Raw genomic sequence first — 19,442 nt, forward strand, 5'->3', positions numbered from 1 at the left:
GAAATATCAGAATAAGAAGCGCGTTAATCGGCCGATCGGCCGCCAGAAAAAAACCGGGCGCGAGGCCCGGTTTGGCGAAGATTAATGCTCGAACATTGCCGAGATTGACTCTTCGTTACTGATGCGGCGAATTGCTTCAGCCAGCATGCCAGACAAGGTCAGGGTGCGCACATTCGGCAGCGACTTCATCTCTTCAGACAGCGGAATGGTGTCGCAGACAATCACCTGATCGATCACTGATTTACGCAGATTTTCAACGGCGTTACCTGAGAAGATCGGATGGGTTGCGTAAGCAAATACGCGCTTGGCACCGCGTTCTTTCAACGCTTCAGCCGCTTTGCACAGCGTGCCGCCGGTGTCGATCATGTCGTCGACCAGCACGCAATCGCGGCCAGCAACGTCACCAATAATGTGCATCACCTGAGAAACGTTCGCGCGTGGGCGGCGTTTATCAATGATAGCCATGTCGGTGTCGTTCAGCAGTTTAGCGATAGCACGGGCACGTACTACGCCACCAATATCGGGAGAAACAACAATCGGGTTTTCCAGACCGATCTGCAGCATGTCTTCCAGCAGAATCGGGCTGCCAAATACGTTATCAACCGGGACGTCGAAGAAGCCCTGGATCTGCTCGGCGTGCAGGTCAACCGTCAGAACACGGTCAACACCGACGCTGGAAAGGAAGTCTGCCACTACTTTAGCGGTAATCGGTACACGCGCGGAGCGCACGCGGCGATCCTGACGGGCATAACCAAAGTAGGGGATGACTGCGGTAATACGACCAGCAGAAGCACGACGCAGCGCGTCGACCATCACAACCAGTTCCATCAGATTATCGTTGGTGGGAGCACAGGTGGACTGGATGATGAAAATATCACCACCGCGTACATTTTCGTTAATCTGTACGCTCACTTCACCGTCACTAAAACGCCCAACGGCGGCGTCTCCCAGACTGGTGTAAAGGCGGTTGGCAATACGTTGTGCTAGTTCCGGGGTGGCGTTACCAGCAAATAGCTTCATATCAGGCACGAGAAGAACCTCAGGCTTTGCGTCCAGAGAATGAACGGCACGACAGTAACCGGCGAATACGGTCATGGGCGTTCACACGGGTGTGTTGATGCGAAACGTGCAGTGTCTGGAACGGGGTGACACTGTCACGCATTCGCTAATCGCCTCGCAGGGTACGCTGTAACGGCGAAACATTTACGCCTCGGGCTACAAATCCGCGCACCCCATTCGGGGCAAGTTCCAGCACCTGACGAGCAGCAGACTCGGTGTCAAATTCAGCAAACACACAAGCGCCAGTGCCAGTCAGGCGCGACGGCGCGTATTCTAGCAGCCAGGAAACAAGCTCATCAACCTCGCGAAAACGTTTTCTTACCACTGCTTCACAATCATTAGCGAAGGGTGAGGATAAAAGCGTCGCTAAACTGCGCACCGGCGTATCTCGCGTTAGCGCGGGGTCGTTGAAGACTGCCGGGGTGCTGATACTCACGCCGGGATGGGCGACAAGATACCACTTTTCTTCCGGCTCTGCGGGCTGAAGTTGTTCACCCACACCCTGAGCAAAGGCGGCGAAGCCTTTGACGAACACCGGAACGTCAGCACCGAGCTGCACGCCGATCGCCGCCAGCTCATCCGGCGTCAGGCCGGTTTGCCACAGGTGATTCAGCGCCACCAGCACGGTGGCCGCGTTGGATGAGCCGCCTCCGAGACCGCCACCCATCGGCAGCCGCTTGTCGATGGCAATCTGTGCGCCTGCCTGCGGCGGCAGGGTCTGCTTCGCCTGTGCCGCCTGTTTTAACCGTTCGGCGGCGCGGACGATCAGGTTATCTGCCTCCGCGACGCCCGCCACCGGCGTCAGTAGCTGAATGCGATCGCTTTGATCCACGCTGATCTGCAAGGTATCGCCGTAATCCAGAAACTGAAACAGCGTCTGCAGATTGTGATAGCCGTCGGGACGACGGCCGGTGATGTAGAGAAACAGGTTCAGTTTTGCCGGTGACGGCCAGTGACTCATCATTGAACGGTCCAGCTGTCCATACGCAGTTTAATCCGCTGATCGCCTTCTTTCAGCTCCAGACTGGAGGGCAGCGGCGGAGTGACTTTACTGTCGTAACCGGCAATCGACACCTGCCAGCTCTGGCCGTCACGGCTGTAGTTCAGGCTGCGCAGCTGATAGTTTTCATTGAGCTGATAATCGGTGGCATCGCCGGGCAGGCCCATCATCCACTGACGCAGGTTCGCCAGCGGAATGTTCATACCGGTCAGTTGCGAAATCATTTTCTGCGCATCGTTGCTGACGTAGCGTTTGCCTTTGTTGTCAACGATCTGCACCACCGAGCCCTGAGCATCCAGCTGCAGCTCGGTGCTGCCAAGCGGATTGGTCAGTAACAGGCGATAGCGGTCAGGGGCAGTTTGCTGCCAGTTAAAGCGCGCGTAGACCTTCTGCTTATCAGAGAGGTAAGCAAAAGCGCCGCGGGTCTGATAATGGGTGACGTGTGAGACCGCCTGCTGATGCTGTTGCCACTGTGGCGCGGTCACGCTGGGGCCCGGGCCTTGCGGTTTGTTAACGCTACAGGCGGCCAGCAATACGCTGGCAAGGGGCAAAATGCGCAACAGAGTGCGTGGTGAATAAAGCATCAAGTGGTCATCTCCTCAGACACGTTTATAATTCGTAACGGATAACGCTAACCATCCATATTTAAGCCGTCAATGCTGTTATGCAGCAAATTGAGCACGATCAGGTTAATCTTATTACAGTCATAGGCTTTGTATGGCTTTTCTTGATCTGTCGCATCTTGTAGAATGCGCCTCACAAAACCCTGACATTATTGGGACATCCCAACCGAAACCACCATGACGCTGCTCGCTCTCGGAATCAATCACAAAACTGCCCCCATTGCTCTGCGCGAACGTGTATCGTTCGGGCCGGAGACGCTTGAGCAGGCGCTGAACAGCCTGTTATCACAGCCAATGGTGCAGAGCGGCGTGGTGCTGTCGACCTGTAACCGGACCGAACTCTATCTCAGTGTCGAGCAGCAGGCCGACTTGCAGACGCGTCTGGTACGCTGGTTGTGCGACTATCATCAGCTCGATGAAGAGGATGTGCGCAACAGTCTTTACTGGCATCAGGATAACGAGGCGGTCAGCCACCTGATGCGGGTTGCCAGCGGTCTGGATTCGCTGGTGCTGGGTGAACCGCAGATTCTTGGACAGGTGAAGAAAGCCTTTGCTGACTCCTCGCGTGGCCAGGCGCTGAGCAGCGAACTGGAACGCATGTTCCAGAAAACTTTCTCGGTCGCCAAACGGGTCCGTACCGAAACCGATATCGGTGCCAATGCCGTCTCGGTGGCGTTTGCCGCCTGTACCCTGGCGCGTCAGATTTTTGAATCGCTCTCCTCGGTCAACGTGCTGCTGGTCGGTGCCGGTGAAACTATCGAGCTGGTGGCGCGCCATCTGCGCGAGCATCAGGTTAAAAAACTGATTATTGCCAACCGCACCCGTGAGCGTGCTGAGGCGCTGGCTACCGAAGTGGGTGCCGAGGTGATCAGCCTGGCGGAGATCGATGCTCGTCTGGCGGAAGCCGACATTATCATCTCCTCTACCGCCAGTCCGCTGCCGATTATTGGCAAAGGCATGATGGAGCGCGCCCTGAAAGCGCGTCGTAATAAGCCGATGCTGCTGGTGGATATTGCGGTTCCGCGTGATGTCGAGCCGGAAGTGGGCAAACTGCCCAATGCGTATCTCTACAGCGTCGATGACCTGCAGGCGATTATCGAGCAGAACCTGGCGCAGCGCAAAGCGGCGGCAGTGCAGGCCGAGAGCATCGTGGTGCAGGAAAGCGGTGAGTTCATGGCATGGTTGCGTTCTCAGGGCGCAGTCAACACCATCCGTGAATACCGTTCTCAGGCGGAGGAGATCCGCGCTGAGCTGGAAGGCCGCGCGCTACAGGCGCTGCAACAGGGTGCCGATCCGCAGAAAGTGATGCAGGAACTGGCGCACAAGCTGACCAACCGTTTAATTCACGCTCCAACCAAATCGCTTCAGCAGGCCGCCCGCGACGGCGATAATGAACGCCTGCAGATTTTACGCGACAGCCTGGGTCTCGAGTAGGCACCAGGCTGCTGCTACCTGTTACGGGAATCCCACATTTAAATGAAAACCTCTATTGTTGCCAAACTGGAAGCCCTGCAGGAGCGCCACGAAGAAGTGGAAGCGATGCTGGGCGATGCTGGCGTGATCGCCGACCAGGAACGCTTCCGTGCGCTGTCGCGCGAATATGCCCAGCTGACCGATGTCACCCGTTGCTTCCGCGACTGGCAGCAGGTTCAGGAAGATATTGAGACGGCGCAGCAGATGCTCGACGACCCTGAGATGCGCGACATGGCGCAGGAAGAGCTGCAGGCGGCACGCGAACAGAGCGAAGCGCTGGAGCAACAGTTACAGGTGCTGCTGTTACCGAAAGATCCCGATGATGAGCGCGCCTGCTTCATTGAAGTTCGCGCCGGTACCGGCGGTGATGAGGCGGCCATTTTTGCCGGTGATCTGTTCCGCATGTACAGCCGCTATGCCGAAGCGCGCCGCTGGCGGGTTGAGATCGTCAGCGCCAACGAAGGTGAACATGGCGGTTATAAAGAGGTGATCGCCAGGGTGACCGGTGAGGGTGCCTATGGTCGCCTGAAGTTTGAATCGGGCGGACATCGGGTTCAGCGTGTGCCCGAGACCGAATCTCAGGGGCGTATCCACACTTCCGCCTGCACCGTGGCGGTAATGCCGGAAATACCGGAGGCAGAATTACCGGAAATCAACGCCGGTGATTTGAAAATTGATACCTTCCGTTCATCAGGTGCCGGCGGTCAGCACGTTAACACCACCGACTCCGCGATCCGTATTACCCACCTGCCAACCGGCATTGTGGTGGAGTGCCAGGACGAGCGTTCGCAGCATAAAAACAAAGCCAAAGCGCTGGCGGTGCTGGGCGCGCGTATTCACGCTGCCGAAATGGCCCGTCGTCACGCCGCCGAAGCCAGCACCCGCCGTAATCTGCTGGGCAGCGGCGATCGCTCTGACCGTATCCGTACCTATAACTTCCCGCAGGGCCGGGTTACCGACCATCGCATCAACCTGACGCTTTACCGTCTGGATGAAACCATGGAAGGGAAAATCGACAGCCTGATTGAGCCGATCGTGCAGGAATATCAGGCGGATCAGCTGGCGGCGCTGGCTGGCCAGGATTAATGGATATTCGTCACTGGCTGAAACAGGCCGTTGCGACCCTGAACGGCGGCGACAGTCCGAAGCGCGACGCCGAAATCCTGTTGAGCTTCGTGATCGGCAAGTCGCGCAGCTGGTTAATCGCTTTTGATGAAACCCTGCTCAGCGATCAGCAGCTTAGCCAGCTTGATGCCTTGCTGAGCCGTCGCGCCCGCGGTGAGCCAGTGGCGCATCTGGTCGGCGAACGTGAATTCTGGTCGCTGCCGCTGCGGGTGTCGGACGCCACGCTGATCCCGCGACCGGACACCGAACTGCTGGTTGAGCAGGCACTGGCGCATCTGCCGGTATCCGCAGCCACCATTCTTGATCTCGGCACCGGCACCGGCGCAATTGCGCTGGCGCTGGCCAGCGAACGGCCCGACTGTCAGGTCACCGGCGTAGATCGTATCGCCGAGGCGGTAGAACTGGCGCGCAGCAATGCGCAGCAGCTTAACCTGCCGAATGCCCGCTTTACGCTCAGCCACTGGTTTCAGCAGCTTTCCCCGCAGCGCTTTGACATTATCGTCAGCAACCCGCCTTATATTGACGCCAGCGATCACCACCTCGAGCAGGGCGACGTGCGGTTTGAGCCGCGCAGCGCGCTGGTGGCGGCTGACGCAGGCCTGGCAGATTTGCGCACGCTGATTGAGCAGGCGCCTGACTGGCTGCAGCCCGGCGGCTGGTTGCTGCTGGAGCACGGCTGGCAGCAGGATCGGGCGGTGCGCGACATGATGCGTCAGCACGGCTACCGCGCGGTGGAAACCGTCAATGACTACGGTGGCAATCCCCGCGTTACCCTTGGGCAATCTTCAACCTGAAAGCGGACGAAAAAGGACTCACGATGTACGCCTGGTATCCACTGATTAAAAATTTGCACCTGTTAACGGTCATCGTCACTATTTCGATGTTTGTGCTGCGCTTTTTCTGGCTGCGCAGCGGATCGGCGATGCTGTCGCGGCGCTGGGTGCGGATTTTGCCGCACGCCAACGACACGCTGTTACTGTTGACCGGTATCTCATTGGTGATGATTACTCACTTCTATCCTTTCACTCCGCAAGGAAGCTGGCTGACTGAGAAGCTATTAGGGGTTATTATCTACATCGCCTTAGGATTTGTGGCATTGAGCCGCCGACCACGCACTGACCGTACCCGCTGGATCGCGTTTCTGGTGGCGTTAATCGCGCTGGTGATGGTCATTAAGCTGGCGCTGAGCAAAATGCCGTTATGGGGATAGTATGACCTCTACCGAACAATTAGATTTTAGCCAGACACCGTTATGTGAAGCGGTGATTGGCGCTACGCTTGCCATCCGCGCCGATTTCCCGGCCGTGTCGGTGGAAGCACAACTTGCGGCCCTGGTGGCCGAAGCACGTGATTATGTTAGCCAGGCCGGCGATGCCGATCTGAAACTCGAAAAACTGCTGGAGCTGTTCTATCGCCAATGGGGATTTGGCGGCGCCAGCGGGGTATATAAACTTTCTGACGCGCTCTGGCTCGACAACGTGCTGAAAACCCGCCAGGGCACGGCCGTCTCACTGGGGGTGATCCTGCTGCACATTGCTGCCGAGCTGGAGTTGCCGCTGATGCCGGTCATCTTCCCAACCCAGCTGATCCTGCGCGCCGACTGGATTGATGGCGAGAAATGGCTGATTAATCCGTTCAATGGTGAAACGCTCGACACGCATACGCTGGAAGTGTGGCTCAAGGGCAACATCAGCCCGACGGCGCGCCTGTACGATGACGATCTCGATGAAGCCAAAACCGTTACCGTGATGCGCAAAATGCTCGACACGTTAAAAGCGGCGTTGATGGAAGAGAAGAAAATGGAGCTGGCGCTGAACGTCAGCCAGGTGCTGTTGCGAATCGATCCTGACGATCCGTACGAAATTCGCGATCGCGGTTTGATCTATGCGCAGCTGGAGTGCGAACATATCGCGCTGAACGATCTCACCTATTTCGTTGAGCAGTGTCCTGAGGACCCGGTCAGCGAGATGATCAAAGTGCAGATTCACGCAATCGAACAAAAACAGGTCACGCTGCACTAAGCGTACCCACTGAAAAGGAAAGGGCATGACACAGAAAGTCGTGAGTATTGGTGACATCAAGGTAGCAAACGATCTGCCGTTTGTACTGTTCGGCGGGATGAACGTGCTGGAGTCGCGCGATCTGGCGATGCGCATCTGCGAACATTACGTCAGAGTAACCGACAAGCTCGGTATCCCTTACGTGTTCAAAGCGTCGTTTGATAAAGCTAACCGTTCATCTATTCACTCCTATCGCGGTCCGGGCCTGGAAGAGGGCATGAAGATTTTCCAGGAGCTGAAGCAGGCTTTCGGCGTGAAAATCATTACTGACGTGCACGAAGCGTCACAGGCGCAGCCGGTGGCGGATGTGGTTGACGTGATCCAGCTGCCTGCCTTCCTGGCGCGTCAGACCGACCTGGTTGAAGCGATGGCGAAAACCGGCGCGGTGATCAACGTCAAGAAGCCGCAGTTTGTCAGTCCTGGCCAGATGGGCAACATCGTTGATAAGTTTGCTGAAGGCGGCAACGAGCAGGTAATCCTGTGTGACCGTGGCAGCAACTTCGGTTATGACAACCTGGTGGTCGACATGCTCGGCTTCAACGTGATGAAGAAAGTCACCAACAACAGCCCGGTGATTTTCGACGTCACCCATGCGCTGCAGACCCGCGATCCGTTTGGCGCGGCCTCTGGCGGACGTCGTGCGCAGGTGGGCGAACTGGCACGTGCCGGTATGGCGGTGGGTATTGCCGGCCTGTTCATTGAAGCGCATCCGGACCCGGATCACGCGCTGTGTGATGGTCCTTCGGCACTGCCGCTCGACAAGCTGGAGCCGTTCCTGGTGCAGATGAAAGCGATTGACGATCTGGTTAAAAGCTTCCCTGATCTGGATACCAGCAAGTAATTCTGCTGCGGCAAGGCAAAAAAAAGAGCGAGAAATCGCTCTTTTTTTTCGTCTGCAGGCGGCGGGCTTTACAGCATAATGGTCACCAGATAGCCGGCAAATAACGCCAGATGCGCCGCACCGTTCAGCACGTTAGTACGGCCGGTGGAGAAGGAGAGCTGACACAGGATCAGCGACGCCATCATAATCACCATCTGCGGCGGCTCAAGGCCAAATATCAGCTCCTGGCCGGTCAGAGTAGCGATCAGGGTCACTGCCGGTACGGTTAACGAGATGGTCGCCAGCACTGACCCGAAGAACAGGTTCATTGCGCGCTGCACCTGGTTCATCAGCACCGCTTTAATGGCGCCTAATCCTTCCGGCGACAGGATCAGCAGCGCCACCAGGAAGCCGGTGAACTGAACCGGGGCATTCAATTCGGTCAGCAGGCTTTCCAGCGGGTTGGCATTCATTTTGGTGACCGCAATCACCGCCACCAGATGCACAATCAGCCAGACGGTGTGCCAGATGCTGCTGTGTGCTGAGGGCTTACCGTGATGGGGATCGCCATCATCGCTCTCATCCTCATGCTCATAGACAAACAGGCTCTGGTGGGTTTTGGTCTGAATCAGCAGGAAAACGCCATACATGGCGGCTGAAATCGCGGCAATCAATAGCGCCTGCGCGGTGGAGAAGTTGCCGCCAGGCAGGGCGTTGGGGAACACCAGCACCAGAATCGCCAGCGGAAAGATAGCGATTAAATATTGCTTCACGCCCGCCAGATTAACGTACTGCGTGGCGAACTTATTGCCGCCGAGCAGCAGAGCGAAACCGACCAGTCCGCCGGTAACAATCATCACAATCGAATAGAGCGTGTCACGCATCAGGCCGGGCGCGGCATCGCCGGTCGCCATCAGCGCCGAGATCAGGCTTACTTCAAGGATCACTACCGACAGGCTCAGTATCAGCGAACCGTATGGCTCGCCCAGCCGGTGCGCCAGCACATCAGCATGGCGAACCACGCTAAAGGCGCTGCTAAGAATGGCAATCAGGGCCAGTATGTTGATACCAACCACGATCGGAAATGAGGTTTGTGCGCCAAAAAAATAGAGTACACCCAGCGTAACGATGGGAAATATCAGCGAGAATTCCTTGTGACGTGTTTTTTCATGTGAAGGCATTCACCATCCTCTCTGGTTAATGATCATAAGGGCAGCGGCGCTGCTGTTAAAATATAATCAGTTTTAGGGCAGCGCGCAGTTTATCTTTTCAGCTGCCCGAGCGGGAAAAATTTACTGCTTTTTACTTAAGCCAGATAAATCAGCGGAAGCAGATTAACCCCAGATTATCGCTAATATTCTATTATTAATCAGGCAATAAAAAATGGTTAAACCGTAATAATCCGTCTGTTTTTAACCATGGAAAGGTGTGATAGCGTGAATTTACAGCGTGATTTAACCGTTTTATCGCTAAACTGAGCATAAATCGTTGTTTGTGTTTTTGCTGTCATGAACCAGACTTATTATGACCCAGTAAACCGAGGAGGAAGTATGCCTTACGATAGCCGAGCCGATTTACCTGACAACGTTAAACACGTACTTCCGGCACACGCGCAGGATATCTACCAGCAGGCGTTTAACAGCGCCTGGTCGCAGTATAAAGAGGCCGAAGATCGCCGCGGCGACGATTCCCGCGAAGAGGTGGCACATAAAGTGGCCTGGGCAGCGGTGAAAAAAGAGTATGAAAAAGGCGATGATGATAAGTGGCATCCTAAGCGCTGATTAAATGGTTAGTCTGCTTTAATCAAAGGGCCAGAAATATCCGGCCCTTTTTTCTGCCTGCGCTATCAGGTTTATCTGGTTTTTTTTATCCTGCGACCCGCCTCACGCTTGAAACCCCACCAGTAAATCGATTAATGTCAATTTTGTGAACGAAACGCGAAGCCGTTTTGGTGATCATACAGAGGAGCCATCTGGACAGGACGCCGTGAAAGTCGAGGAGGTCGCATTGCTTACCCGGGAATTTCTTTTAAAAGCGGATTGTAAAACGTCGTTCGGTGATATCGAAGAGACGCTGCTCTGGAGTTGCGAGCAGCGCGCGGCGTCGCTGGCGGCTACGCTGGCCTGCCGTCCCGATCACAGCCCGGTATGGATCTTTGGTTACGGCTCTCTGATGTGGAACCCGATCTTTGAAGCGGATGAGGTGGCGTCCGGCTGGCTGGAAGGCTGGCATCGCGCTTTCTGTCTGCGGCTGATTGCCGGACGGGGCACCGCCACTCATCCTGGCCGGATGCTGGCGCTGAAACAGGGCGGCCGGACCAGCGGTCTGGCTTTTCGTCTGCCCGAGGCGCGGCTGCATGAAGAGCTGGCGCTGCTGTGGAAACGCGAGATGATCACCGGCTGCTATCTGCCGACCTGGTGTGAGCTGCAGCTTGAAGATGGGCGCAGCGTAACGGCGCTGACCTTTATCATGGACCCGCGTCATCCGCTGTATGAGTCGGACTCCTGCCCGGAAGCGATCGCACCGCTAATTGCCGCCGCCAGCGGCCCGCTCGGCTCAAATGCCCAGTATCTTTTTTCACTTGAAGAAGAGCTGACAAAACGCGGCATGGAAGAAGAGAGCCTGAGCCGGCTGGCGCATCAGGTACGAACGTTACAGCAGAGTCACTGCCTGAAGCAGGCCTGATCCCTCAGGCTCCTCCGTCACCTGAAACAACACTCCTCACTTCCGCCCGGCGGTCAGGTCAGCCGGGCGGCGCAGCCTGAGAGACCGCTCCCGCCCGAGACCCCGCCAGTCAGTTATCCGGATTAATCAGCCAGGTGCCGGGTTTATCAATCGTCAACGATTGCGCGTGCGTCACGCTGCCGTTGTGAACTTCAATACGATACTGCCCGGCCGCCAGATTCAGGGCAGCAAAACCACTGCTGCCTGGTTTGATTTCCAGTGGCTGACCGTTAAGCACCACATTCTCACCGTTTTCCAGCTTGAGATAGACCGTGGCCAGCATGGCTGGCGCAGCCGCCACCGGGGTGGTCGGGGCGGGCGCGCTGGCCGCCACCGGTGATTGCGTCACCTGTTCCGGCGCGGCGCTGTGACGATTCGCCAGCCAGACTGCAGCAATCACCGCCAGCAGCGCCACGGCGGCAGCACCGATCAGTCCCGGCGACAGCCGGCGTACGGTGCGCGGTGTCACCGGCTCAGCGGCGGCGGCACCGTGATTCACCGCCATCACGATCGGCGCTGCGGCTTCAACCGGCTCCTCTTCCACTGCGGCGACACTCTCGCCCGGCACCGGGAAACTGTTTACCACCGCTTCAACATCACTCACCGGCAGGTCGATCAACGCCGCAAACGCATCAATCGATTGCGGACGATCGCCAGGTTTCATCGCCAGCGCGCAGTCAATCGCATGCAGCAGCGGCAGGGAATAGCCCGTCGGCTGACGCTCGACCAGCGGCTGGTAGTTATCTTCAATGCAGCGCACCACGCTGACCGGCGGCGGATTGCCGGTGATCAGGTTATGCAACACGGCACCAAGGGCGTAGATGTCGGTCCACGGACCCTGTTCGACCTCGCCCTCTTCGCTGTACTGCTCAATCGGCGCAAAGCCCGGCTTGAGCATGATTTCGGTTTCATCGGAGAGGTTGCCGATCTCCTTACGCGCCGAGCCGAAATCCAGCAGCACCGGCAGCTGGTTTTCCTGTATCTGAATATTATCCAGCGAGATATCGCGATGCAGATAACCGGCCTGATGGATGGTACTGATGGCTCCCAGCAGCGGCGGCAGCAGACGACGGATCCAGGCTTCGGAAATCGACTCCGGACTGGTGATCTGCCACTCTTTCAGCGTCATGCCGCTGTAGTAGAGCGTGCCCATATAGGCGGTGCCGTTCTGCTCCCAGAAGCGCAGCACGTGCAGCAGGCCCGGATGGTTAAAGCGGGCCAGCAGCCGCGCTTCCTGAATAAAACTATTCAGACCGGCGTTAAACAGTTTCTGGAAGCGTTCGCCACGCAGTTCCAGCGTCAAATCCGCCGCGCGTACCGCCAGCGAAACCGGCATGTACTCTTTAATGGCGATAGTGCGTTCCAGCTGGTGATCCCATGCGCGATAGACAATGCCGAAACCGCCACCGCCAATCACTTCCTTGATCTCAAACTCGTTGAAGCGGTATCCGTCCGGCAGGGCATTCGGAACCGTTTTCTGATTATCATTTGCCGACATAGTGAACTCTCTGAACACGGCCTGCTCGCCAGGCTGCGCGGTAATTAATTGATGTTACGCCAGGCACCAATGGCAGGATCAACCAGATCCGCGTGCAGGGTGTCGATGAGTAACACATTCACTTTTTGCTGTGGCATGAAATGCGGCGCCCATTGGCCGCGCAACGTATCAACTCGCGATTTCACAGCGTCAGCATCCTGCTGCGCAGCATTCTTATCCATCTTAATCAACAGAGTTCCATTAAAACGCCATACATGTTGCTGGCTATCGAACGGCAGAACCAGCCAGCTATCGGCGGTGTCGGCGCGGGTGACAATCATGCGCTGATTGTTGGCCGCAATCACTTCCAGTTTGCTGTCCGGAATGGTCAGGTTAGCGATCGGGTAGCCCTGATAAAAGCTCACCGCAACTGGCGTCGGATGATCCGGTGTCGCCAGCGTCAGTTCACTTTTGCCTTCGGCCCAGCCGTCGGGCGAGCACTGCTGCTTGCTGACGTCCGGAATAAACATCGTCCGGGCATTCTCATCCCAGGCGGTACGAAAATGGCAGCCGCTCGGCAGATCAAAATGCTGCAGCGGCGTGCTATTGGCCGGGCGTGACAGATCAAGCGGCGCGGCGTTACTTTCGCTGGCGCTGGCCGTGGCGTCCGCCATGACAATCGGCCGCCAGTTCTGTAGCTTACTGGCGCTGCCGCTGGCTAATACGCCGCCGTCTTTGTCGGTCATCTGCCACGGCATGACATCCAGCAAACCGCACTGGTTGGCGAGCAGGGTACCGACGCGCGGTAAAAAGGTGGTCAGCACCGCCGAATCCTTACTTTTTCCGGAAACAATGCGCAGCGGCAACGTCTCTTTGCACCAGTCGTCGGGCGCTTTGCTCACCACGTTATCGATGTAGACCTCCAGCGCCAGGCTGGGGGAATAGACCACACGATAATTTTCGGCCTGGGCGTAAAAGGCTATCAGTAAGGTGGCGATGCCGGGCAACCACAGTTTCATAAGGATCCTTGGAATCAAAAACGAGGCGGCAGAAAGCGCGCCGAATCAGCCAGTGAATAGAGCAATGTCGCTTCTTCCGGCTCACCAATCCAGACCGCCAGTGCGCTGAGATTATCTTTTTTCACGTTGCGGCTCACTGCCTGTTCCATCAGTGCCAGCCACTCTTCGCAGGCGTTCACCATGCGCAGCGCCTGTTCCATTTCACCGGTGGTCAGGTTGAGCCAGAATCCATCGGTACAGACCAGAAACGCGTCGCCATCTTCCAGCGCAATCTGGTGCGAAAAACTGACTGCACGCGGCGGTTCAGCGCCGAGCGCATTATAGAGTAAATTACTGTTAATGCCGGTATTTTCATAGCCCGCTTCTTTCAACTGCTGGGCCAGGCTGTGGTCGCGGGTGACCTCATGCAGCACCCCGCGCCGGAAGTGATAAACCCGGCTATCACCTGCGTGGGCCCACCATGCACGCTGTTTTTGACGGTCAATAAACAGCGCCGCAAGGGTGGTACTCATCCGTGCAAATTTCGGATTCTTTCCCTGTGCCTCATGCAGCGCCAAACGGCACTGTTCGATCGCCTGACGGGTAAAGTCGGGCGTAAACTGTTCACAGTTCTCCAGCTGGCCGAGCAGGCTGTCACGCACCAACTGCGCCGCCATCTCGCCACCGGGCAGACCGGCGACGCCGTCACAGACCACGAAACAGGCCCGGCGATCGTCCAGCGTGGCACCGGTGCGGTCCTGATTATCATCGCGCAGGCCTTGCTGGCAGCGGCTGGCAAAAACGATCTTCATGCTTCATCTACCCGCGTCTGGGAATCTTTGTACTGATTGACCTCCATGTCATAGGCATGCAGAAACGCTTCGCCAAACAGGGTATGGAAATCATCTTCAATTTCACCGGCGGTGCGCTGATAGTTGCGGGTAAAGTAGTCCCACAGCGCCGCCTTTTTAGTGGTGGTGAACGGCAGCTTCGGCAGCAGGCCGTCGGTGCGTGCCTGCTCTTCCAGGCGCGCCGGATTAAACGACTGCAGCATCGCCGCAATGATGGCGCGGATACCGGCAATCATTCCCAGCTGATGCGCCTGTAAATCAACCAGCGCATCGCGGACCGCCTGTTCCGGCGGCATAAAGCCCGGCATCTGGCTCTGGTACATCTGCATCAGTACGGTTTTACCGGACGGCAGAATCTTAAACGGGTTGTTGGCCTCATTCAGGATCATCGTCATGTCCGCTTTCACGCCGCGCTTGAGGATGGAACGCGACGACAGCAGCGCCACTGTGCCCTGGGAAAACAGGCTCAGCATCCGGCCGGTGATGCGCATCTGCTCTTCATCAATCGGCGTCGCGTGGCCGTTGCTCAGGCCCATCCCGTCCAGCAGCGCGGCGATCAGCTGGTCCTGATCCTGCGGCTGGGACGACAGGGCGCGGCGCGGTTCGTCCGCCTGCGGCTCAATCGCCAGCCGTGCATCATTATGGCGCTCGTGGCGCACCGGGGAAGCGTCGTTCACCAGCAGACGCTCTTCAACCTCGTGGTGGTCGTGAATGCCCAGCGGATTAGCCGGCTGGTCGCTACTGCCGGCAAACAGCGCGAGGGGATCGCTGTGATCGCTCTGACAGGCGGGATCGCGCACTTCCAGCGCATAGTCACCGATACGCAACGCATCGCCATGCTTCAGCAGCACCTGCATACCGCGACCAAGCGCGATGCCGTTATGCTCCACCGGCGTCACGCTGCCCTGATTGGTCAGGCGGCATTCGCCGTCATGCGACAGATGGACCAGCGCCTGCAGGCGCGAAATGGCGCGCGACTCATCTGGCAGCACCAGATCGTTGTCCTGACTGCGGCCAATGGTGCCACCAGGCGGTTGAAACACGACGGTTTTAACCGGAACATCCGTAGTGCATTGCACAATGGTAAATTGCATGAGTTATCCCAGATTGAACGGCAAACGCAACCGGCCTTACTCAAACATCGGTGGGTAAAGGCCATTACGTCCCGGCTGTGCACCTGCCGCCGGGTTAAACAGTAATGAAAACAGTTGTGCCGTGAGGTTGCCGCTGTGCTTGTGGGTGGCGTGGGCAAAACCATCACTGCGGTTACTCCACCAGTAGCTCATATGCTGCTGAGGATCGAAGCGTTCAGCCACTTCACGCCAGCTCAGCGTGCAGGGCAAATCCTGATAACCGATCGCTTCCATGATCTCGGAAGGCTGTCGGGCCGGCACCAGCAGCGGTGGCAGCGCCTGAATCTGCTGTTCCAGCTGTGCGCCGTTGAGCGGCGTCTGTACCGCCCGCAGCAGCGTCGCGCCCAGATCCTGAAACCAGTCGCCCGAAATGGTCAGCTGAGCCGGATGCCACTGGCTAAGCGGAAAACTGTGCAGCGCCAGCAGCGGCCAGGCCCGGCCGACGCGGTCACAGGAGGGCAGCAGACAGCCCATCTGCACCTGCTGCCGGGTCGGGGTGATCGGCAGAACAAAATTCCATACCGGAGCGCGTAAAAAGTTCGCGGTTACCGCATCGTCCTGCTGATGCCAGTGCATCAGACCCTGCTGGAACCAGTGATTCCACGGGGTGATCTGTTGCTCGCTCAGCCGGTGATGCAAAAAGTCGCCGGTTGACGGCAGCTTGCCATACCAGCCGGGGGCAGTATAAGCAGCCATGTACACCTCACCATTACTCGCTATGCAGGGTCAATCGCTGTGCAGAGCGCGAGGGCGTCACCGCCAGCACAGGGCCGGATTGCCCTGCAATTTTCAGATTTTCCGCAAGCTTACGCATCATCAGCGCATTATCACGTGCATAGGGCGATGACTGAATTTGCTGATCCAGCAGCTGGCTCAGATGCCAGTCGAGCTGCTGAAGGTCGCGAGTGCTGACCGAGTCGGGCAGCGAGCGCTGCAGGTTTTGCAGCAGCCAGGCACGCAGAAATTCGCCATCGTAATTACGCGGTTGATACAGCATCTGATAGGCGCGCAGGGCATTGCGGCTGTACGCGTTATCATCGCCCGGGTCATTGCGCAGAATATTGGTGATCTGCTGGGCGACGCGCGGCAGCAGTAAAGACTTAAGCGCATTTTGATAAAGCGCCCAGGCCGCATCGCTGACCTGCGTCCCGCGATATAAGCCCACCCGCATAGTAAGAGGCGGATTATCGAGAGAAAAACGATCGGACAGCGGCAATTTCACCAGGCTATTGAGAAAGGGTAGCAGATCAAAAATATTATCAGCAGGCTGATGAATCACCTGCTGACTCTGCTCACGAATAGCCGGTACCCGCGCTTCAACCTGATGCAGATAGTGCTGATTATGGTAATAACTGAGGCCCCACAGGCCAGACATAATCAGCAGGCCGCCGGCCAGCACGCCGTAACCGATCCAGTGAAACAGCTGATTGCGGTATTCCCAGCGCCGGTTGCTGCCGGCCAGGCCGCTCTCTTTAAAGATCAGATCGTTGAGCAGGTCGCGAATAAAAAAGCTCTGGCCTTTGTTACCCGGAATCGGGCTGTTGCGGTTGACGCTGTCCCAGGCGGCAATTGAATGATCGCCCGCCTGACGCAGCTGCAGTTTACGGCTCAGCTCGCCCATCACCCGGTCAAAAGGCAGACCTTCCTGGGTGCCGCTGGTGAAGAACAGACCGCGCGGACTCCAGGCAACCGCATCCTGATGGTCAGAGAAGACGATATCGAGGTATTCATTCAGCAGCGGACGCAGCGAGGCAAACTCCTGAGGGAACAGGAAACATTCGGCGCGCTCATTGAGGTCGCGTTCCTGGGTCATCTGGTCAGCCAGCTGCTGCTGCAGCTCCAGCTCCAGCCGCTGAAATTGCTGGCCGAAATGGCGATGCCAGTCGCCTTTGTGCGGCTTGCCGAGGTCCCAGTTAAAGGTAAAGCCCCAGATTGCATCACGCTTCGCTTTGTCGACCGAGCCGAAATAGCTCATAAAACCTTTCAGCAAGTCGGTTTTGGTCACCATCACATAGACCGGGAAATGGATGCCGGTCTGCTGGTGCAGTTCCGCCATACGCTCACGCAGCGCGCTGGCCTGGGCAAACCGCGCCTCGGCAGAGTCACTCAGCAGATCGGCGACGCTAATGGTCATGATCACGCCGTTAATCGGCTGGCGGGTGCGGTAGCGTTTAAGCAGGTTGATGAAGCTGTGCCATTCGGCGGCGTCGCGCGCACGCTGGCTCTCCTGCAGCGCGTAGCGGCCGGCGGTATCAATCAGCACCGCGCTGTCGGTGAACCACCAGTCGCAGTTGCGGGTGCCACCCACGCCGCGGATCGCGTTTTTTCCCAGCGTATCGGTCAGGGGAAAATTCAGTCCGGCATTCAACAGCGCCGTGGTTTTACCGGCTCCCGGCGCGCCCATCACCAGATACCACGGCAGCTGATAAAGGTAATTGGAATTAAAGCGCGACAGCAGACCACCGGAATGGCGGCGACCAAACTGGGTGCGCCTGAGCTGCATCGCCGCATCGCTGAAGCGCTGGTTGAGCAGTTCTTCGGTCACCTGACGTTCGGCGGGATCGTCGCTGCCTGCGGCCTGCAGTTGATTCAGTAACCGGCTATTAAACCAGGCGCGATAGAGCGACGGCATCAGCTGGAACAGGATCCACAAAAAATAGAAGGCACTGACGGTGAGCTGGCGCGGCAGGATCGGCTCCAGCGGCCGCGATTCGCCCCACGTCCAGAGCGGACCGAGCATCCACACCAGACAGCTCAGCGCCGTAACGCCGATAAAACTCCATAACAATCGATGTGTCAGAAGCAGTCGTACGGAAGCGCGCATTATTGTGCTCCTTGATGATTACTGAGCGTTTCGGGCGCGGCAAACAGGGTGATTTCAACGCGGCGGTTGCGGGTACGGTTTTCGCTACTGTCGTTTGGCAGCAGCGGGTCGCTGTCGCCGCGGCCTTCAGAACGCACGGTATGGCCGTCGGCCAGCTGGACCTGCAACAGTTGCGTCACCGCGCGGGCGCGGGCGAACGAGAATTCGTAGCTGGAGGCGAACCGGCTGTTATCCACCGGATGATCGTCGGTAAACACCGACACCAGAATCGTGCCTTTGACATTTTTCATGGCGGTCGAGACCCGTGCCAGCAGGGCGCGGCCCACCGGGTTGATCACCGTACCCTGTTCGGCGAACAGCTTATCCGCCGGGATAATAACTTTGCTGCCGAAGGCACCGTCGCTGACTTCAAGCTGGCCTGCGGCAATCACATCATTCAGCCGCTGTCGCAGGTCGAGCAGCGCCTGAGGCGAAGAGGGACGACGACCGGCGGTTATCTGCGGCAGCGGCGTCTGATAGATAGCGCGCAGCAGCGGCTCGGCCGCATTGCCCAGTCGCCAGTTCAGGCCGCTGTAGATCAGGCAGCCGATCAGCGCCACCAGCATCGCGCAGGCCCACAGCGGGACCATCGGCCGAGCCAGCGTGCTGACCAGCGGATGCACCTCCACCAGCGGCGGCTGCGGCGTCAGACGCTGCGCACGCGTTTCTTCAATCAGGGTTTTCAGTCGCTTACGGATGCCGTCGCACTGGGCGCGACCCTGTTCGCTGCCGCGATACCGGCCTTCATAGCCGAGCAGCAGGCAGTAGTGCACCACCTCCAGTAACCAGAGGTGCTGTTGTGGGCTCTGTGAAATACGCGACAGTAGCTGAAAGAATTTTTCGCCGCCCCAGCTTTCATTGTGAAAGGTCACCAGCATGCCGTTGCCAGACCAGACGCCGCGGGTGCCCCACGGTGTTTGCGCCGCAGCTTCATCCAGTGCGCTGCAGACGCAGTAACGCGCGCCGATAATCATTTCAAACGGCAGGCCGGCCTGTTTACAACGCTGTTCGAACTGGCGGATCTCATCAATCAGTGACTGACGTAAGCCCGCGGGGTCGTCATGGGTGGCTGCCTGACGAATCTGCACCACCGCGTTCAGCAGTGGCGCAGCAGCCTGAAGTAATAGATTCTCATTGCCTGAGGAGGTGACCTCACGCGCAGGGGATTCCACAGTCATTAATTCGTGATCTTCCAGCCAATGGCAAATCCCTGTACCCGCAGCCCAGGACGGTGCT

19 protein-coding genes are annotated in these 19,442 nt (G+C 57.7%); 8 read left to right on the plus strand and 11 right to left on the minus strand.

Annotated elements, in window-relative coordinates; all coding sequences use genetic code 11:
* Positions 1 to 81: 81 nt before the first annotated feature.
* From prs to lolB, 3 genes are all read right to left on the minus strand, one after another.
* Positions 82 to 1,029, minus strand: coding sequence for a ribose-phosphate diphosphokinase (gene prs, locus AC6I8D_RS07855; RefSeq protein WP_006118899.1), 948 nt, complete (start codon positions 1,027 to 1,029; stop codon positions 82 to 84).
* 136 nt (positions 1,030 to 1,165) lie between these two features.
* The gene (gene ispE / locus AC6I8D_RS07860) at positions 1,166 to 2,023 is read right to left on the minus strand and encodes a 4-(cytidine 5'-diphospho)-2-C-methyl-D-erythritol kinase (RefSeq protein WP_312057581.1); all 858 of its coding nucleotides are present in this window, start codon (positions 2,021 to 2,023) and stop codon (positions 1,166 to 1,168) included.
* Entirely contained in the window at positions 2,020 to 2,643 is a 624-nt protein-coding gene (lolB, locus tag AC6I8D_RS07865; protein WP_312756699.1) for a lipoprotein insertase outer membrane protein LolB, read from the minus strand. Before lolB ends, ispE begins: the two co-directional genes overlap by 4 nt.
* A 216-nt stretch (positions 2,644 to 2,859) precedes the next feature.
* Between lolB and hemA the strand changes: the two genes are divergently transcribed.
* The 6 genes from hemA to kdsA are packed head-to-tail and all read left to right on the plus strand — an operon-like array spanning position 2,860 to position 8,181.
* The gene (gene hemA / locus AC6I8D_RS07870; RefSeq protein ID WP_312057582.1) at positions 2,860 to 4,116 is read left to right on the plus strand and encodes a glutamyl-tRNA reductase; all 1,257 of its coding nucleotides are present in this window, start codon (positions 2,860 to 2,862) and stop codon (positions 4,114 to 4,116) included.
* Positions 4,117 to 4,158: 42 nt separating this feature from the next.
* Entirely contained in the window at positions 4,159 to 5,241 is a 1,083-nt protein-coding gene (gene prfA, locus AC6I8D_RS07875; RefSeq protein WP_031377320.1) for a peptide chain release factor 1, read from the plus strand.
* Positions 5,241 to 6,074 carry a peptide chain release factor N(5)-glutamine methyltransferase gene (gene prmC / locus AC6I8D_RS07880; protein WP_312057584.1) on the plus strand — a complete coding sequence of 278 codons (834 nt, stop codon included), beginning with the start codon at positions 5,241 to 5,243 and terminating at the stop codon, positions 6,072 to 6,074. Before prfA ends, prmC begins: the two co-directional genes overlap by 1 nt.
* 23 nt (positions 6,075 to 6,097) lie before the next feature.
* Positions 6,098 to 6,490 (plus strand): SirB2 family protein, encoded by a 393-nt coding sequence (locus AC6I8D_RS07885; RefSeq protein WP_312057586.1) that lies wholly within the window; start codon positions 6,098 to 6,100, stop codon positions 6,488 to 6,490.
* Position 6,491: 1 nt separating this feature from the next.
* On the plus strand, positions 6,492 to 7,301 hold the full coding sequence (gene sirB1, locus AC6I8D_RS07890) for an invasion regulator SirB1 (protein WP_312756702.1): 810 nt from the start codon (positions 6,492 to 6,494) through the stop codon (positions 7,299 to 7,301).
* A gap of 25 nt (positions 7,302 to 7,326) precedes the next feature.
* Positions 7,327 to 8,181, plus strand: coding sequence for a 3-deoxy-8-phosphooctulonate synthase (gene kdsA, locus AC6I8D_RS07895; protein WP_312057588.1), 855 nt, complete (start codon positions 7,327 to 7,329; stop codon positions 8,179 to 8,181).
* Between the two features lie 68 nt (positions 8,182 to 8,249).
* Here kdsA and chaA read toward each other — a convergent pair whose 3' ends face one another.
* Positions 8,250 to 9,341, minus strand: a complete 1,092-nt coding sequence (gene chaA / locus AC6I8D_RS07900; RefSeq protein ID WP_312057591.1) for a sodium-potassium/proton antiporter ChaA — start codon at positions 9,339 to 9,341, stop codon at positions 8,250 to 8,252.
* A gap of 369 nt (positions 9,342 to 9,710) precedes the next feature.
* Between chaA and chaB the strand changes: the two genes are divergently transcribed.
* The gene (gene chaB / locus AC6I8D_RS07905) at positions 9,711 to 9,941 is read left to right on the plus strand and encodes a putative cation transport regulator ChaB (protein ID WP_031377314.1); all 231 of its coding nucleotides are present in this window, start codon (positions 9,711 to 9,713) and stop codon (positions 9,939 to 9,941) included.
* Between the two features lie 226 nt (positions 9,942 to 10,167).
* Positions 10,168 to 10,845, plus strand: a complete 678-nt coding sequence (locus AC6I8D_RS07910) for a gamma-glutamylcyclotransferase (protein WP_312057065.1) — start codon at positions 10,168 to 10,170, stop codon at positions 10,843 to 10,845.
* A 109-nt stretch (positions 10,846 to 10,954) separates the two neighbouring features.
* Here the strand turns inward: AC6I8D_RS07910 and AC6I8D_RS07915 are convergent, their stop codons facing one another.
* The 7 genes from AC6I8D_RS07915 to icmH are packed head-to-tail and all read right to left on the minus strand — an operon-like array spanning position 10,955 to position 19,384.
* Positions 10,955 to 12,382 carry a serine/threonine protein kinase gene (locus AC6I8D_RS07915; RefSeq protein ID WP_312057025.1) on the minus strand — a complete coding sequence of 476 codons (1,428 nt, stop codon included), beginning with the start codon at positions 12,380 to 12,382 and terminating at the stop codon, positions 10,955 to 10,957.
* Positions 12,383 to 12,426: 44 nt separating this feature from the next.
* Entirely contained in the window at positions 12,427 to 13,380 is a 954-nt protein-coding gene (locus AC6I8D_RS07920; RefSeq protein WP_312057027.1) for a hypothetical protein, read from the minus strand.
* A 14-nt stretch (positions 13,381 to 13,394) separates the two neighbouring features.
* Positions 13,395 to 14,171: a PP2C family protein-serine/threonine phosphatase gene (locus tag AC6I8D_RS07925; RefSeq protein WP_497819908.1), complete on the minus strand. Its 777-nt coding sequence runs from the start codon at positions 14,169 to 14,171 to the stop codon at positions 13,395 to 13,397.
* The gene (gene tagH, locus AC6I8D_RS07930) at positions 14,168 to 15,304 is read right to left on the minus strand and encodes a type VI secretion system-associated FHA domain protein TagH (protein WP_312057030.1); all 1,137 of its coding nucleotides are present in this window, start codon (positions 15,302 to 15,304) and stop codon (positions 14,168 to 14,170) included. The genes AC6I8D_RS07925 and tagH overlap by 4 nt, the downstream gene beginning before the upstream one ends.
* Positions 15,305 to 15,340: 36 nt before the next feature.
* Positions 15,341 to 16,039 (minus strand): type VI secretion system-associated protein TagF, encoded by a 699-nt coding sequence (gene tagF, locus AC6I8D_RS07935; protein ID WP_497819909.1) that lies wholly within the window; start codon positions 16,037 to 16,039, stop codon positions 15,341 to 15,343.
* A 13-nt stretch (positions 16,040 to 16,052) separates the two neighbouring features.
* A complete protein-coding gene (gene tssM / locus AC6I8D_RS07940) occupies positions 16,053 to 18,167 on the minus strand; it encodes a type VI secretion system membrane subunit TssM (protein ID WP_312057034.1) in 2,115 nt (704 codons plus the stop codon).
* The gene (gene icmH / locus AC6I8D_RS07945; RefSeq protein ID WP_312057036.1) at positions 18,167 to 19,384 is read right to left on the minus strand and encodes a type IVB secretion system protein IcmH/DotU; all 1,218 of its coding nucleotides are present in this window, start codon (positions 19,382 to 19,384) and stop codon (positions 18,167 to 18,169) included. Before icmH ends, tssM begins: the two co-directional genes overlap by 1 nt.
* Positions 19,385 to 19,442 lie beyond the last annotated feature (58 nt).

The organism is Pantoea sp. X-Soil-MYKO-1785 (assembly GCF_059730675.1).